Source organism: Paraburkholderia sp. J41 (assembly GCF_905220235.1).
GTDB lineage: Bacteria > Pseudomonadota > Gammaproteobacteria > Burkholderiales > Burkholderiaceae > Paraburkholderia.
The window spans coordinates 71,950-88,181 of sequence record NZ_CAJMZE010000024.1; the positions used below are offsets into that span (position 1 = coordinate 71,950).

14 protein-coding genes are annotated in these 16,232 nt (G+C 65.8%); 1 reads left to right on the forward strand and 13 read right to left on the reverse strand.

Translation table 11 applies throughout. The features are described 5' to 3' along the window. Nucleotides 1-17: 17 nt before the first annotated feature. From U5805_RS22590 to U5805_RS22650, 13 genes are all read right to left on the reverse strand, one after another. Entirely contained in the window at nucleotides 18-1,454 is a 1,437-nt protein-coding gene (locus tag U5805_RS22590; protein ID WP_322105726.1) for a phospholipase D-like domain-containing protein, read from the reverse strand. After that, nucleotides 1,451-1,945: a dihydroneopterin triphosphate diphosphatase gene (gene nudB / locus U5805_RS22595; RefSeq protein ID WP_322105740.1), complete on the reverse strand. Its 495-nt coding sequence runs from the start codon at nucleotides 1,943-1,945 to the stop codon at nucleotides 1,451-1,453. The genes U5805_RS22590 and nudB overlap by 4 nt, the downstream gene beginning before the upstream one ends. Before the next feature lie 152 nt (nucleotides 1,946-2,097). After that, complete coding sequence (gene aspS, locus U5805_RS22600) at nucleotides 2,098-3,903, reverse strand: aspartate--tRNA ligase (RefSeq protein ID WP_322105727.1); 1,806 nt, start codon at nucleotides 3,901-3,903, stop codon at nucleotides 2,098-2,100. 66 nt (nucleotides 3,904-3,969) lie between these two features. Next, nucleotides 3,970-4,611: a DUF502 domain-containing protein gene (locus U5805_RS22605; protein ID WP_322105728.1), complete on the reverse strand. Its 642-nt coding sequence runs from the start codon at nucleotides 4,609-4,611 to the stop codon at nucleotides 3,970-3,972. Nucleotides 4,612-4,687: 76 nt separating this feature from the next. After that, nucleotides 4,688-5,023, reverse strand: coding sequence for an FmdB family zinc ribbon protein (locus U5805_RS22610; protein ID WP_322105729.1), 336 nt, complete (start codon nucleotides 5,021-5,023; stop codon nucleotides 4,688-4,690). 263 nt (nucleotides 5,024-5,286) lie between these two features. Further along, nucleotides 5,287-5,991, reverse strand: a complete 705-nt coding sequence (locus U5805_RS22615) for a thiopurine S-methyltransferase (protein ID WP_322105730.1) — start codon at nucleotides 5,989-5,991, stop codon at nucleotides 5,287-5,289. Between the two features lie 131 nt (nucleotides 5,992-6,122). After that, nucleotides 6,123-7,700, reverse strand: a complete 1,578-nt coding sequence (gene ubiB / locus U5805_RS22620) for a ubiquinone biosynthesis regulatory protein kinase UbiB (RefSeq protein WP_322105731.1) — start codon at nucleotides 7,698-7,700, stop codon at nucleotides 6,123-6,125. A gap of 18 nt (nucleotides 7,701-7,718) precedes the next feature. Beyond that, nucleotides 7,719-8,354, reverse strand: a complete 636-nt coding sequence (locus U5805_RS22625) for an SCP2 domain-containing protein (protein ID WP_322105741.1) — start codon at nucleotides 8,352-8,354, stop codon at nucleotides 7,719-7,721. A gap of 172 nt (nucleotides 8,355-8,526) precedes the next feature. Then, entirely contained in the window at nucleotides 8,527-9,540 is a 1,014-nt protein-coding gene (locus tag U5805_RS22630) for a Tim44 domain-containing protein (RefSeq protein ID WP_322105732.1), read from the reverse strand. Between the two features lie 36 nt (nucleotides 9,541-9,576). Then, nucleotides 9,577-10,308 carry a bifunctional demethylmenaquinone methyltransferase/2-methoxy-6-polyprenyl-1,4-benzoquinol methylase UbiE gene (gene ubiE, locus U5805_RS22635; RefSeq protein ID WP_322105733.1) on the reverse strand — a complete coding sequence of 244 codons (732 nt, stop codon included), beginning with the start codon at nucleotides 10,306-10,308 and terminating at the stop codon, nucleotides 9,577-9,579. An 89-nt stretch (nucleotides 10,309-10,397) separates the two neighbouring features. Next, the gene (locus U5805_RS22640; RefSeq protein ID WP_322105734.1) at nucleotides 10,398-10,820 is read right to left on the reverse strand and encodes a DUF971 domain-containing protein; all 423 of its coding nucleotides are present in this window, start codon (nucleotides 10,818-10,820) and stop codon (nucleotides 10,398-10,400) included. 41 nt (nucleotides 10,821-10,861) lie between these two features. Further along, nucleotides 10,862-11,293 (reverse strand): HIT family protein, encoded by a 432-nt coding sequence (locus U5805_RS22645; protein ID WP_322105735.1) that lies wholly within the window; start codon nucleotides 11,291-11,293, stop codon nucleotides 10,862-10,864. Between the two features lie 41 nt (nucleotides 11,294-11,334). Next, nucleotides 11,335-15,399 carry an FAD/FMN-binding oxidoreductase gene (locus U5805_RS22650; protein WP_322105736.1) on the reverse strand — a complete coding sequence of 1,355 codons (4,065 nt, stop codon included), beginning with the start codon at nucleotides 15,397-15,399 and terminating at the stop codon, nucleotides 11,335-11,337. A 599-nt stretch (nucleotides 15,400-15,998) separates the two neighbouring features. Here U5805_RS22650 and U5805_RS22655 point away from each other — a divergent pair. Further along, a partial coding sequence (locus U5805_RS22655; RefSeq protein ID WP_322105737.1) for a pyridoxal-phosphate dependent enzyme occupies nucleotides 15,999-16,232 on the forward strand: 234 nt, incomplete at its 3' end.

Genomic DNA, 16,232 nt, shown 5'->3' on the forward strand with positions numbered 1-16,232 from the left:
AGGCGGCCCTGGTCGTTCTAGTCGTAGCTGCCCACGGTCAACAGCTTCATTGCCGCGCGATAGAACGCGAACGCGAGCCAATTCAGGGCGCGCACGTGCCATGGCCGCGCCTCGTAATGCGCGCGGTCGATTCGCGTGGATTCGTCGAACGCCGAGAGAATCGCGTCGCGTAGCTGCTCGATCTGCGGATGCCGCACCATCAGCACGTTGGCTTCGTTGTTGAGCACAAGGCTGAGCGCATCGAGGTTCGACGAGCCCACCGTGCCCCAGGTCGAATCGACGACGGCCACCTTGCCGTGCAGCATCGTCTTTTCGTATTCAGCAATCTGCACGCCCGCCGTGAGCAATTGGTGATAGAGGAACGGCGTGCCGTAATCGAGCACCTTGAACTCCTTGCGCCCGATCAGCAGCTTCACCGCGACGCCGCGCGCCGCCGCATCCACGAACGCGCGGCGCAAGCGCCGGCCCGGCATGAAGTACGGGTTGGCGAGCAGCACTTCGTGACGCGCCTCGCCGATCGCTTCGAGATACGCCTTTTCGATCGCGCGCCGGTTCACCACGTTGTCGCGCGCGACGAACGCCACGCAAGGCACGTGCGCCGTGCGCGGATCGGGCACGCCGGCGCGCAGCCGCTCGCGCAGGCGCTCGATGATGCGGCGCGCGCGGCTCGTGCGCACCGTGGGCGCGAGACGGCGCAGCACTTCGTTCACGGCTTTGGTCGGCCGCCCGATCGTGTGGCCGGTCGGGTGCGGCGCCATATAGCCCGCGCTCGCGGGCACGCCGGGCGAAAACCCGCCGCCGTCCGGGCCTGGCGCGCCGAGCGGCGGGCGATGGCCGAGCCGGATGCGCCGCCACTGCATCTCGATCGCCTCGCGCACGTCCACCACCACGGGGCCGGCCAGCTCGACGGCGAAGTCCCAGCGCGGAAACGGCAGCGGCTTGCCCTCGTTCTCCATGTCGTCGACGACGTTGATGCCGCCGCAATACGCGTGGAGATCGTCGATCACGGCGAGCTTGCGGTGCGTGCGCGAAAAGCCGAAGCGCCCGAAGATATGCGGGTTGTAGATGCGATGCTCGATGCCCGCCGCGCCCCACGCATTGAACAGGTCGAGGCGCGCGGTGCCCACGCCGTCGGTGATCACGCGCACGCGCACGCCGCGCTGCGCCGCGCGGATCAGCGCTTCGGAGACCGACTGGCCGGTGCCGTCGTGGCAGAAGATGTAGGTTTCGAGCGCCACTTCGCGCGTGGCGGCGTCGATGCGTTCGATGAGCGCGCCGAACAATTCCGCGCCCGACTTAAAGAGCCGAACTTCGTTGCCGCTCGTGAAGCGGTAGCGCGAGCGATAGCGCCGGCCAAGCAGCGCTTCGCGCAGGCGCACGAGGCGGCGCGGCTCGACCTCGAAACCGGCTTCCTCGGCGAAAGGGTCGGGGCGCTCGCGCCGCGTGTCGCTCATGAACGGGCTCCGCGCCGCGGCTCAAGCCGTTCGAGCCGCTCCGGCAGTTGCAGGATCGCCTCGCTATTCGACGACGAAAAACACTTCGCCGCCGCCTGGTCGTATGGCAGCCACACGTATGCCGTGTGCTCGCGCGGCGAGAGCGTGACGGGCGTGCCCGCGGGCACCTCGAGGCTGAACCAGTGCTCCGTGTTGCGCGTCACGCCCGGCGCGTAACGGTGCCGCCATACGGGATAGATTTCGTACTCGATCTCGTGCTGCCAGTCACGCAGCACCGCATCGGCCACGCCGTTCGCGCCCACGAGAATGCCGGTTTCCTCGGCGACCTCGCGCACCGCCGTCTCGCTGAACGGTTCGTCGAGCCGGTCCTTCGAGCCTGTAACCGACTGCCAGAAGCCGGGCCGGTCGGCGCGCTCGATGATCAAGACGTCCAACTGCGGCGTGTGAATGACGACAAGGACGGATTCCGGGATCTTCGGCGGCTTCTGCATGATGACGAGCGTGGGGAAAACGCAGCGCAGCACGGGCTGCGCACTGACAAACGCTAAGGAGAATGTAACGCAAAAAGCAAAAAAGGCGCACGATGCGCCTTTTTTGTTGTTGCGATGCAAAAGCCCGAACGGGCCGTTGCGGCAAGCCGCCGTTACTGAGCGGCCTTCTGCTCGGGCTGACGCAAACGGATGTGCAGTTCGCGCAGTTGACGCTCGTCCACCGGGCTGGGCGCCTGCGTGAGCAGGTCCTGCGCACGCTGCGTCTTGGGGAACGCGATCACGTCGCGGATCGAGTCGGCGCCCGCCATCATCGTGACGATGCGGTCGAGACCAAACGCGATGCCGCCGTGCGGCGGCGCGCCGTATTGCAGCGCGTCGAGCAGGAAGCCGAACTTCGCACGCGCTTCTTCCGCATTGATCTTGAGCGCGCGGAACACCTTGCTCTGCACGTCTTCCTGATAGATACGCACCGAGCCGCCGCCGATTTCCCAGCCGTTGAGCACCATGTCGTACGCCTTCGCGAGACAGCGGCCCGGGTCCGTTTCGAGGTATTCCAGGTGCTCGTCCTTCGGGCTCGTGAACGGGTGATGCGCGGCCACGTAGCGGTTTTCTTCCTCGTCGTACTCGAACATCGGGAAGTCGATCACCCACAGCGGCTTCCAGCCCTTCTCGACCAGACCGTTGGCGCGGCCGAATTCCGAATGGCCGATCTTCAGGCGCAGCGCACCCAGGCTGTCGTTCACGACCTTCGCGCGATCGGCCGCGAAGAAGATGATGTCGCCGTCCTGCGCGCCGGTGCGCTCGAGAATGGCGGCAATCGACGCGTCGTGCAGGTTCTTGACGATCGGGCTTTGCAGACCGTCACGGCCCTTCGCGGCTTCGTTGACCTTGATCCACGCAAGACCCTTCGCGCCGTAGATGCGCACGAATTCCGTGTAACCGTCGATGTCGCCGCGCGACAGTTCCGCGCCCTTCGGCACGCGCAGCGCGGCCACGCGGCCGTCCTTGGTGTTGGCGGGCGTGCTGAACACCTTGAAGTCGACGTCCTTCATCGCGTCGGTCAGTTCGGTGAATTCGAGCTTCACGCGCAGGTCGGGCTTGTCCGAGCCGAAACGGCTCATGGCTTCCGAGTACGGCATGATCGGGAACTTCGCGTCGAGGTCGACGCCGATCGTTTCCTTGAACACGTGGCGCGCCATGTCTTCGAACAGATCGCGAATTTCCTGCTCGCCGAGGAACGAGGTTTCGCAGTCGATCTGCGTGAATTCGGGCTGACGGTCGGCGCGCAGGTCTTCGTCGCGGAAACACTTGACGATCTGGTAGTAGCGGTCGAAGTTCGCCACCATCAGGAGCTGCTTGAAGAGTTGCGGCGACTGCGGCAGCGCGAAGAACTGCCCGGCGTTCACGCGCGACGGCACGAGGTAGTCGCGCGCGCCTTCCGGCGTGCTCTTCGTCAGCATGGGCGTTTCGATGTCGATGAAGCCGAGCGCGTCGAGATACTTGCGCACGGCCATCGTCACGCGGTAGCGCAGACGCAGGTTGTGCTGCATCTGCGGACGGCGCAGGTCGAGCACGCGATGCGTGAGGCGCGTGGTTTCCGAGAGGTTGTCGTCGTCGAGCTGGAACGGCGGCGTGACCGACGCGTTCAGGACCACGATTTCGTGGCACAGCACTTCGACCTTGCCGCTCGTGAGGTTCGCGTTGACCGTGCCTTCCGGACGATTGCGAACGAGGCCCCGCACCTGCACGCAGAACTCGTTGCGCACGCCTTCGGCAATCTTGAACATCTCCGCGCGATCCGGGTCGCAGACGACCTGGACGAGGCCCTCGCGGTCGCGCAGGTCGATGAAGATGACGCCGCCGTGGTCGCGGCGGCGCTGCACCCATCCGCACAGCGAAACAGTTTGGCCCAGCAGCTGTTCGGTCACCAGACCGCAGTATTCAGATCTCATCGACATGATGTTCGTCTTTCGTTATGCATGAATGAACAGGAGCGCCGCGAGAATGCCGCGCGGCCTCCAGTATTAAAGCGGGGGATCGATGGGGCGGCGAGCATGCGCGGCCGGCGCGACGACGCCCATCGAAACAATATACTTGAGCGCGGCGTCGACGGTCATGTCGAGCTCGATCACCTCGCTCTTCGGTACGATCAGGAAAAAGCCCGACGTGGGGTTCGGCGTGGTCGGCACATAAACGCTGACGTGATCTTCCTGAAGATGGTTCACGACGTCGCCGCCCGGAATGCCGGTGAGAAACGCGATGGTCCACGAGCCCTTGCGCGGATACTCGATCAGGAGCGCCTTGCGAAAGGCGTTGCCGTTGCTCGAAAGCAGTGTATCGGAAACCTGCTGGATGCTGCCGTACAGCGGCCCGATGAGCGGAATGCGGCGCACCAGCGCGTTCCACCACTCCACCAGCTTCTGGCCGACGAAGTTTTGCGTGAGCAGGCCCACCACGAAGATGAACGCGACGGTGAGCACCGCGCCCAGCCCCGGCAGGCGCACGCCGAACACGCGCTCCGGCCGCCACGATTCGGGCAGCAGCAGCAGCGTCTGGTCCATCGTGCCGATCACGAGATTGAGCACCCACAGCGTGATGGCCAGCGGCACCAGCACCAGCAGGCCGGTCAAAAACACCGATTTGAACGTCGCTTTCTTGATCGTCATGTGTATCGCCGTCGGGGCCGCGCGCGGCGCGGCATCTGCGCGGCGCAACCCGCTTCGGTCGCGCCGCAGGTTTTCATCAGGTCGTGCCGGACGCGCTGGGCGCGGCCGGCGCCGGCGCGCTTTGCGCCGAAGCGTCGCCGGCCGGCTTCGCGGCGTCGGCCGCCGGCGCGCTTTCGCCCGACGCGCCTTCGGATTTCGCGGCCGTGGCCGCGCCGCCCCCGCCGCTGTTGCCGCCGCGGAAATCGGTGACGTACCAGCCCGAGCCCTTCAACTGGAAGCCGGCCGCAGTGACCTGCTTGCGAAATGCGTCCGCGCCGCAGCTCGGGCACTGCGTCAGGGGCGCATCGCTGATCTTTTGCAGCGCGTCTTTCTGAAAGCCGCACGACTCGCAGCGATAAGCGTAGATCGGCATGATCGTTATCCTGATGAAAATCTGATAATTGCTTGCAAAGCCTTGAATTATAGCCGCAAACCCGTCGCGCCCCTGGCTTTTGCCGAGACGGCGCATCGCCATCAGATGAGGGCGTGATGGACGCAGGTCAAGAGCCGCGCGTATATCGCGCTTCGATGCGCATGAATTCGCGTTTGCGCGGTGCCGGGCGGCCTTGCGGCATCGGCGCGAGCGTGTGCTGTGTGGCGGCCCGGCGCGGCCTTACGCGATTTTCGCGCCGCCTGCTAACCGGGCAAATGCGGCGCCAAAGGCTGTGGCGAAGGCGCGACGCCGTTGCGACGCCACACGAGCCAACGCTCGCGCCCCGCGAACACGGGCAGCGAATCGGCCACGGGCCGGTCGTCGGCGAGCGTGAAATACGGCGTGAGCAGCGCGTCCAGTTCGGCGCGCGGAATCGCGAAGGGCGGCCCTTTTTGCGTGGCGTCGATAAAGAAGTAACCCGCCAGCAGCGCGCCCGGCCGCATCAGTTCGGCCATGCGCATGGCGTAGCTCGCGCGCATGGCGACCGGCAGCGCGCAAAGAAATGCGCGCTCGTAGATCCAGTCCGGCGCGAACGGCGGCACGTAGGCGTAAAAATCGGCTTCCTCGACGACGCCGGCATACGGTCCGAGCGCCGCACGCGCCCCCGCGACCGCTTGCGGCGCGAAGTCGATCGCCCGCACGGCGCGGCCGCGCTCGGCGAGCCAGCGCGCTTCCCATGCGTTGCCGCAACCGGGAATGAGCACGGCGGCGTGGGGATGCAAGTTCGCGAACGCCTCGAACTCGCGCTGCACGCCCGCCTGGTCCCACGGCGTGAAACCGCGCGCGAAACGCTCGTCCCAGAACGCGGGATCGGCGGGATCGCGGCTTTCGAAGGCCGGCGGCGCGTTGGAGGCATTGGATACTTCGGGCGCGTTGGACGCACTGGGCTCGCGGGTCGGATCGCTCATCGCCTCACTCCTTCTCGTTTAACGCATTCGACCGCAGCTCGATTGCAGTCAAGCGGCAGTCAAGCGGCAGTCAAGCGGCCGCCCAACCACGCGCAGCGCTTGCGGACCGCCCGCCGCGCCTGGCCGCGCCGTCAACCGCCGTAAGCGAACGCCATCCACATGCGCGCCGCCACCATGCCCACGCCCACCGCCACGCCGAACACGAGCAAGCCTTGCAGCAGCCGGTTCGTGCGGCGCTGCTCGGCGAGCATCTGCCGAATGGTCTCGTCGTTCGCGACATGCGAAGGCTCCTGCCGATGCATCAACGCCTGATGCACGAGACGCGGAATCTGCGGCAGCGTCTTGCTCCATTGCGGCGCCTCGATCTTGAAGCGCTCGTACCAGCCGCGCAGGCCGATCTGCTCCGTCATCCAGCGTTCGAGATACGGTTTCGCCGTTTTCCAGAGATCGAGTTCGGGATCGAGCGAGCGCCCGAGCCCTTCCACGTTCAGCATGGTCTTTTGCAGCAGCACGAGCTGCGGCTGGATTTCCACGTTGAAGCGCCGCGACGTCTGGAACAGGCGCAGCAGCACCTGGCCGAGCGAAATATCCTTGAGCGCGCGATCGAAATACGGTTCGCAGACCGCGCGAATCGCGCTCTCCAGTTCCTCCACGCGCGTGTTGGGCGGCACCCAGCCCGACTCGATATGCAGCGTGGCCACGCGGTGATAGTCGCGCTTGAAGAACGCGAGGAAGTTCTGCGCGAGATAGTTCTTGTCGAAGTCCGAGAGCGCGCCGACGATGCCGAAATCGAGCGCGATGTAGCGGCCGAAATGCGCGGGATCGAGGCTCACCTGAATGTTGCCGGGGTGCATGTCGGCATGAAAAAAGCCGTCGCGAAACACCTGCGTGAAGAAGATTTCGACGCCTTCGCGCGCAAGCTTCGGAATGTCCACGCCGGCCGCGCGCAGCTTGTCCACCTGGCTGATCGGCACGCCGACCATGCGCTCCATCACGAGCACGTTGGGCGTGCTGAATTCCCAGTACATCTCGGGCACGAGCAGCAGATCGAGGCCCGCGAAATTGCGGCGCAACTGGCTGCCGTTGGCGGCCTCGCGCATGAGGTCGAGTTCGTCGTGCAGATATTTGTCGAATTCCGCGACCACTTCGCGCGGCTTCAGCCGCTTGCCGTCGGCCCACAGACGCTCGGCCCACACGGCGATGTCGCGCAGCAGCGCGAGGTCGGAGTCGATCACGGGCCGCATGTTCGGCCGCAGCACCTTCACGGCCACCGGCTTGCCCGCGTGCTGACCCAGCTTCACCTTGGCGAAATGCACTTGCGCGATCGACGCGCTCGCGACGGGCGTGCGCTCGAACTCGTCGAACAGCGCATCCACGGGCGCACCGAGCGATTTTTCGATGATGGCGATCGCCACGTTCGAGTCGAACGGCGGCACCTGATCCTGAAGCCGCGCCAGCTCCACGGCGATGTCGAGCGGCAGCAGGTCGCGGCGCGTGGAAAGCACCTGGCCGAACTTCACGAAGATGGGGCCGAGGCTTTCGAGCGCGAGACGCAGACGCACGCCGGGCGGCTGATCGAACTTGCGGCCGATCGTGGTGATGCGAAGCAGCAACCGCACGCGCCGGTCGTTGATGCGGCTCAGCATCATCTCGTCGAGGCCAAAACGGATGACGGTGAAAACGATCTTTAGGAAACGCAGAAAACGCATGTCTGGAAGGCCTGTTGACTAGCGCGGGCCGCGCGGCGTGGCGGTCGGGCTCGCGCCGCGGGCCGAGGTTTTTTGTTCGAGGCGCTCGATGCGCTTCTCCACCCGCGCCAGCGCATCGCGCGTGCGCGACAGTTCGTCGTTGAAGCCGTCGAGTTCGACGCGCCGCACGAGTTGCGGGTTTTCGTCGAGCAGATATTCGGTGACCGAGCCGAGCACGTTGCGCCCCGTGCGCAGCGCCTGCGCGTGCGCCGCGCGCGCGAGCGAGGCGAGCCGCGCGGCCGGCGCGTCGCCGACCACGCGCGCGAGATCCTCCTCGGGTTCCCAGCGCAGATGCTCGGCGAGCTTGCCGATGACTTGCGCGAATTCCGCGTCGCCCTCGATCTTCACGTGCTTCATCACGGCCGGCTGGCCGCCCTGCACGAACGAGGAGAACGCGCCGGCCGGCAGCGAGAGCGCAACGTCCACCTGCGCGGCGTCATGATCGTCGACGGCAGCCAGATAGCCGTCCGGCTGGACCAGCAGCGTCAGCATGAAGGGCGGGCAAGACAGGCGCGCCGTCTTGCCGGCATAGGGAGCGAGGCGCTCGCGAGCCCACGATTCGCGGGCAAGCAGGTGATTGACGGCGGCAGCGAAGGGCTTGGCGGCGAGAGTCATCGGCATGGAATAAGAAAACCCGCAGGGGCGACCGCCCGAGCGGGTTCCTATTGTAGCGTTCGCGCCGTCGGATCGCGCCGCCGGCAGGCGCGGCGCGGTGGCCCGGCGCGGCCGGACAGCGGCGCAATGCACTTCGCGACGCGTTTCCGGTCGCGAGGCGTGCGTGCCGGGATCAGCTCGAAACCTGCTGGATGCCGGCGAGCAGCCAGCCTTCGCCGGAACTGCGCGACTTCGAAAGGTTCCAGACTTCGGTGAACGGCGCGGCCGGCTCGCCCATGCCTTCGCGGATCAGGCCCGAGAAGCGCACGCTCGCCAGATATTCGTTGCCGCGTTCCTCCACGCCAAGGAGGTCGGCGTTGAGCTGCACGACGTCGGTCTGATTCGGCTGCGAGCCGCGGCCCGCCAAATCGACGCGAATTTCGGCGAACATTTCGGGCGTGGTGAATTCGCGGATGTCGTCCATGTTGCCCGCGTCCCATGCGGCCTGGAGACGCACGAAGTAGACCTTGGCATTGCGCACGAAGGCTTCCGTGTCGAAACCGGCCGGAATGGCGGCGGGCGTGTCGATCTGCGGCGTGGTGAGCGGATTCGCCTCGGGCGCGAGATATTGACCTGTGGGCGGCGCGCTGTAACGCGGCTCAGCGGGGCGATAGCCGGAGCTTTGGTTCAGGCCGCCGCCGGAGCCGGGGTAGCCGCCCGCGCCGCCCGCTTGATACGCGGGCTCGCCCGCGCGGCGGCGGTTCATGAACTTGCGGATCAGCCAGATGGCGATAAAAGCGATGAGCGCGATGATGATCATGTTCGCCATCGCGCCGGCGAACGCCTCGCCAAGACCGAAGTGCGAGAGCAGCGCCGCGATGCCGAGACCGGCCGCGAGACCGGCGATAGGCCCGAGCCAGCGGTTGCGCGCCGGTGCGGGCGCGGGCGTGGGAGCCGGTGCGGCCGGCGCGCGCTGGGCGCCCGCCTGCTGCGTGGGGCTGGGCTGCGCGGGCGGCGGCGTGGTGCTGCGCTGCGTAGCCACCGACGACTGGCGGCCGAAGCTGCGGCCGCCGCCCATGCGGCGCGCTTCCGCGTCGAGCGACGCCAGGCTGCCGGCGACGATCGCGCCGATCACGGCGAAGGTTCCGATTCGCCTCACCCAAGAGATTGAAAGCTTTCTGGAAGCATTGATTCTGGGCTCAGGCATGGCGAAAATTCCTTTAAAGACAGAGATTTGGGAACACTAATACTTTGTGCCGACATGTAAGGCTACCACGCCAGCTGACAAATTGTAATATTTGACAGCATCGAGGCCGGCTTGTTCCATCATCGTCTTGAGGGTTTCCTGGTCCGGGTGCATGCGGATCGACTCCGCGAGATAGCGGTAGCTCTCCGCGTCCTGGGCAAAGCGCTCGCCGAGCCACGGCAGCACCTTGAACGAGTACACGTCGTAGGCCTTCTTGAGCGGCTCCCAGACCTTCGAGAATTCGAGCACCAGCAGGCGGCCCGCCGGTTTCAGCACGCGGCGCATTTCAGCGAGGGCCACGTCCTTGTGCGTCATGTTGCGCAAGCCGAACGCCACCGTCACCACGTCGAAATAGTTGTCCGGAAACGGGATTTTCTCCGCGTCGCAGAGCAGCGCGGGCGTGACCACGCCCTTGTCGATCAGGCGGTCGCGGCCCACGCGCAGCATCGACTCGTTGATGTCGGTGTGCCAGACTTCGCCGCCCGGGCCGGCCTTCTTCGCGAACGCCATGGACAGATCGCCCGTGCCGCCCGCGATGTCGAGCACCTTCGCGCCCGGCCGCACGTTCGCCTGCGCGATCGTGAACGCCTTCCAGGCGCGGTGCAGCCCGCCCGACATCAGATCGTTCATCAGGTCATAGTTCGAGGCGACCGAGTGGAACACGCCGGCCACCTTCTTCGCCTTGTCCTGTTCGTCGACCGTCTGATAGCCGAAGTGGGTTTTGCTCATCGCGCTCGTCCTTTCGCGGAGGGTGTTCTGTGAGATGACGCCGCCCGGCGTGCAGGCTGGGCGGCGGGGCTGGATCGTAACAGGAAGCGTCAGTGGCAGTGGCCGTGCGCGGCGCCATCATGAGCCGATGCCGCCATCGGCGTATCGCGCTCGACGCCCGCTTCCTTGAGTTTGGCGAAATACTCGGCCCAAAGTTCGTCCTGGCGCGTGGCCAGATCGTAAAGCTGGTCCCACGAATAGATGCCGGTGTCGTGACCGTCCGAAAACGTGGGTTGCAGCGCGTAGTGGCCCACGGCTTCGAGCGCCGTGATGGTGACTTCGCGCTTGCCGGTTTGCAGCGTTTCCTGGCCGGGGCCGTGGCCGCGCACTTCGGCGGACGGCGAATAGACGCGCATCAGCTCGAACGGAATGCGAAAGCTCTCGCCGTTCGCGTATTGCAGCTCGAGCACGCGCGAGACGGCATGCACGACGATGCCGGTCGGCACCGGCGTATCGGATTTCAATCCACTCATGGTCCTTCCTGATCGTAGTTGCAGCGCGAAAGCGGCGCCGCTCAGGCAAGCGCCTGGTCGATTTCATGGCGCACGGCGTCGCGCAGCAGCGTGGCCTGCGCGCGGCGCTGGCCGAGCATCGCCTCGGACACCGTGCGCTGGCGCGGCGCCCACACGGGCAGCGGGAAATGCGCGTCGTTGGTGAAACGCGGGATCACGTGCCAATGCACATGCGGCACCTGATTACCGAGGCTCGCGAGATTCACTTTCGACGGCTGCATGACGCGGCGCAGCGCACGCTCGACCGCGTAGACGGCGCGCATCAAATGTTCCCGATCGGCGGCGGCAAGGTCCGAGAATTCCGCGACATGCGCATTCCAGACGACCCGGCAAAAGCCCGGATAGTCGGTTTCGTTGGTCGCGAGAACGATGCGCATGCGCTCGTCTTGCCACAGCACATCGCCGCCGTCCTCTTTGCAGAATACGCATTCCATCGTCGTCCTCGAACCGTGTCACCGAAAATTGAGCGGTGCCATTAGACCAGCACGCGCTCGATTCCGCCATTGTTCGCGTGCTTCACGTAGTCGGCCATCCAGTTCTCGCCGAGCACGTGGCGCGCGATTTCCACCACGATGTAATCGGCTTCGATGCTGGCGTCCTCGTTGTAGCGCGACAGACCTTGCAGGCACGACGGGCAGCTCGTGAGAATCTTCACGTCCCGCGCCGTGCCCTGCCCGTTCGCTTCCTCGGGCGTGGCCGCCTGCTTGCCGTTCTCGCCCGTCACGCCGCTCGCGCCGTTGGCCACTACCGGAATGCCGCGCAGCTTCGCCGCGCCCTTGCGGATTTCCTCTTCCTTGCGAAAGCGCACCTGCGTCGAAATGTCGGGGCGCGTGACCGCGAGCGTGCCCGATTCGCCGCAGCAGCGATCGTTCTTCTCGATCTTGTAGCCGTCTTTCGCGGAACCCATCAGCTCGTTGACGAGCTTGACCGGATCGACCGTCTTGATCGGCGTGTGGCACGGGTCGTGATACATGTAGCGCGTGCCCGACACGCCATCGAGCTTGATGCCCTTTTCGAGCAGGAACTCGTGGATGTCGATGATGCGGCAGCCCGGGAAAATCTTGTCGAATTCGTAACCGGCGAGCTGGTCGTAGCACGTGCCGCACGACACCACCACCGTCTTGATGTCGAGATAGTTGAGCGTGTTGGCGACGCGATGGAACAGCACGCGGTTGTCCGTGACGATCTTCTCGGCCTTGTCGTACTGGCCCGAGCCGCGCTGCGGATAGCCGCAGCACAGATAGCCCGGCGGCAGTACGGTCTGCACGCCCGCCTCCCACAACATCGCCTGGGTGGCAAGCCCGACCTGCGAGAAGAGGCGCTCCGAGCCGCAGCCGGGGAAGTAGAACACCGCTTCCGAGTCGACCGAGGTCGTTTTCGGGTTGCGGATGATCGGCACGATCTTGTTGTCCTCGATGTCGAGCAGCGCGCGCGCCGTCTTCTTCGGCAGGTTGCCCGGCATCTTCTTGTTGACGAAGTGGATCACCTGCTCCACCGCGGGCGGCTTGCCCGTGGTGGCGGGCGGCAGCGCGGCCTGCTTCTTCACGAACTTCTTCAGCACGTCGTTGCCGAGGCGCTGCGCCTTGTAGCCCACGCCCATCATCGCGGTGCGCGCGAGATTGATGGTTTGCGGATTGGTGGCGTTGAGGAAGAACATGCCCGCCGCGTTGCCCGCGTTGAACTTCTTCTTGCCCATCTTGCGCAGCAGGTTGCGCATGTTCATCGTCACGTCGCCGAAGTCGATCTTGACCGGGCACGGCGTCACGCACTTGTGGCACACGGTGCAGTGATCGGCGACGTCGTTGAATTCGTCCCAGTGCTTGATCGACACGCCGCGGCGCGTCTGCTCTTCGTACAGGAACGCCTCCACCAGCAGCGAGGTGGCGAGAATCTTGTTGCGCGGGCTGTAGAGCAGGTTCGCGCGCGGCACGTGCGTCGCGCACACGGGCTTGCACTTGCCGCAGCGCAGGCAGTCCTTCACCGAATCGGCAATCGCGCCAATGTCGGACTGCTGCATGATGAGCGACTCGTAGCCCATCAGGCCGAACGAAGGCGTGTACGCGTTGCGCAGGTCGGCGCCCGCGAGCAGCTTGCCCTTGTTGAAGCGCCCTTCCGGGTCCACGCGCTGCTTGTACGCGCGGAATTCGGCGATCTCGTCTTCCGTGAGGAATTCGAGCTTCGTGATGCCGATGCCGTGCTCGCCCGAGATCACGCCGTCCAGCGAACGCGCGAGCTTCATGATGCGCGCCACCGCGTGATGCGCGTCCTGGAGCATCTCGTAGTTGTCCGAGTTGACCGGCAGATTGGTGTGTACGTTGCCGTCGCCGGCGTGCATGTGCAGCGCCACGAACACGCGCCCGCGCAGCACCTTCTTGTGGATCGCCTGGCACTCGTCGAGGATCGGCTCGAACGCGCCGCCGTTGAAGATCTGGCGCAGTTCGGCGCGCACTTCCTGCTTCCACGACACGCGCACCGTGCGATCCTGCGTCACGTGAAAAACGCTGGCCTGCGGCTGCGCGTCCGCGCGATCGGCGAACTTTTCCGCCAGCGCCTCGTAGCCCAGTTGCACGAGCGTGTGCTGCGCTTCGGCGAGCGGCAGGTCGAGGTTCGCGCCCACGAAGGTCCAGCGCGCGCGCACGCGCTCGAGCAGGTCGAGCGCCTGCTGCACGCGGTCTTCGAGCAGTTCCGCGCTGGGGATTTCGTTGGCGTCGTCGCTCTTGCCGAGCGGCAGCTTGCCTTCGCGGAAGAACGCTTCGAGCGCGTCGATCAGTTGCAGCTTGTTCTTGATCGACAGTTCGATGTTGATGCGCTCGATGCCGTCGGTGTATTCGCCCATGCGGTTGAGCGGAATCACCACGTCTTCGTTGATCTTGAACGCGTTGGTGTGCCGGGCGATGGCCGCCGTGCGGCTGCGGTCGAGCCAGAAGCGCTTGCGCGCCTCGGCGGACACCGCCACGAAACCCTCGCCGCTCTTGCCGTTGGCCATGCGGATCACTTCCGAGGTGGCCGCGGCCACCGCGTCCGCGTCGTCGCCGACGATATCGCCGATCAGCACCATCTTCGGAAACGCGTTGCGCTTGCTCTTGGTCGCGTAACCCACGGCGCGCAGGTAACGCTCATCCAGATGCTCGAGACCCGCGAGAATCGCGCCGCCCTGCTTCGAGGTTTCGAACAGGTAATCCTTGATTTCGACGATGCTCGGAATCGCCTCGCGCGCCTGGCCGAAAAATTCCAGGCAAACGGTGCGCGTGTGCGCGGGCATCTTGTGCAGCACCCAGCGCGCCGACGTGATGAGGCCGTCGCAGCCTTCCTTCTGCACGCCCGGCAGGCCCGCGAGGAATTTATCCGTCACGTCCTTGCCGAGCCCTTCCTTGCGGAACACGCGGCCGGCGATGTCGAGCGACTCCGTGCGCAGCGGCTTTTCGCCGGGCGCGTACTCGCCGTCGAACCACTTCAGCTCGAAGCGCGCGACTTCGATGTCGTGGATCTTGCCCATGTTGTGATCGAGGCGCGTGACTTCGAGCCAGTTGCCTTGCGGGTCGACCATGCGCCACCAGGCGAGGTTGTCGAGCGCCGTGCCCCACAGCACGGCCTTCTTGCCGCCCGCGTTCATGGCCACGTTGCCGCCGATGCACGAGGCGTCGAGCGAAGTGGGATCGACGGCGAACACGAAACCCGCCGCGTCGGCGGCTTCGGTCACGCGGCGCGTGACGACGCCCGCGCCCGAGAAGATCGTCGCGACTTCACGGTCGACGCCGGGCAGCGACGTCATTTCGACCGGCCCGAGTTCCTCGAGCTTTTCCGTGTTGATGACGGCCGAAAACGGCGTGAGCGGCACCGCGCCGCCTGTGTAGCCCGTGCCGCCGCCGCGCGGGATCACGGTCAGGCCGAGTTCGAAACAGGCCTTGATGAGGCCGGCGATCTCGGCTTCGGTGTCGGGCGTGAGGACCACGAACGGATATTCCACGCGCCAGTCGGTCGCGTCGGTGACGTGCGAGACGCGCGCGAGGCCGTCGAAGCGGATGTTGTCCTTCGCCGTGCGCTTGCCGAGCACCTTGTTCGCGCGGCGGCGCAGGTCGGCCATCTTCTCGAATTCGGCCGCGAAGTCGTTGACGGCGCGGCGCGCGGCCGCGACCAGCGTTTCCACGCGCGCGGCGCGTTGCACGCCTTCGTCGTCGGTGTGCGCGGAAAGATCGGCGCGGCGGCGCTTTTCGATTTCCGCGAGACGGTGATTGAGCGCCTCGACCAGCAGCGCGCGCCGCTTCGGGTTGTCGAGCAGATCGTCCTGCAAATACGGATTGCGGCGCACGACCCAGATGTCGCCGAGCACTTCGTAAAGCATGCGCGCCGAGCGGCCCGTGCGGCGTTCCGCGCGCAGTTCGGCGAGCGCGTCCCACGCCGCTTCGCCCAGCAGGCGAATGACGATCTCGCGGTCCGAAAAGGACGTGTAGTTGTACGGAATCTCGCGCAGGCGCGGTTCGATGTCGGCGGCCACGGAGGCGGCGGCGCCGTGAGGATCGAAAACTTGAGGTGCGTTCATGGTTGGACGACTCTTTGAGCCAGCATCGCGCGCGGCTCGCTGCCGCTACGGCGATGCTGACGGGGCGCGTGGGGCGCTATTCTGAAATCGAGTCCGCTTCGGGCACGCATCGGCTGCACGGGCAATGGGCGGACGAAAGGGGTGGGGAAGCGCATGGCGGCAAGGTTCACGCCGACGGTTCCCCGGCGCTCGGACTTAGCGACACGATCGTGCGTGGCGGACGTGCCGCTGCGCCGCGGGGCGGGTCTCGCGCCGCGCGGGCATCAAATGGGCTGTCCGGGGTTGCCAGTGCATCTTCCGATCCTTGGTTCGAAAAGCGATTTTAACGCATGATCCGCACCTGCGCTGACGGGCGATGGGACGGCCGGCGACATCGAAATTTCACTTGCGCCGTCAGCGCGCGATGAAGCGAGCCCGGGATCAATCCGATAGATGCCTGGCCGTCCGGACGGTTGGCTAATCGACATAAAATCAACGCAAAATCGACGCAAAATCTCGCGCCGCCGCGGGAAACGGCCCGGGACCGGCCGCCGGCGCGCGGGCCGTTGGCGCTAAAATCGACGTTTCCCCGTTCCGACCCGCGCCCGGCGCGCCCTCGCATGGCTTCCCACGACGACTACCTGAAGAAGATCCTCACCGCCCGCGTCTACGATGTCGCCCGCGAGACCGAACTCGAACCCGCGCGCAGTCTCTCCGCGCGCATCCGCAACCGCGTTTTTCTCAAGCGCGAGGACAACCAGCCGGTCTTTTCCTTCAAGCTGCGCGGCGCCTACAACAGGATGGCGCACCTCACGCCCGCCCAGCTCGAGCGCGGCGTCATCACCGCGTCGGCC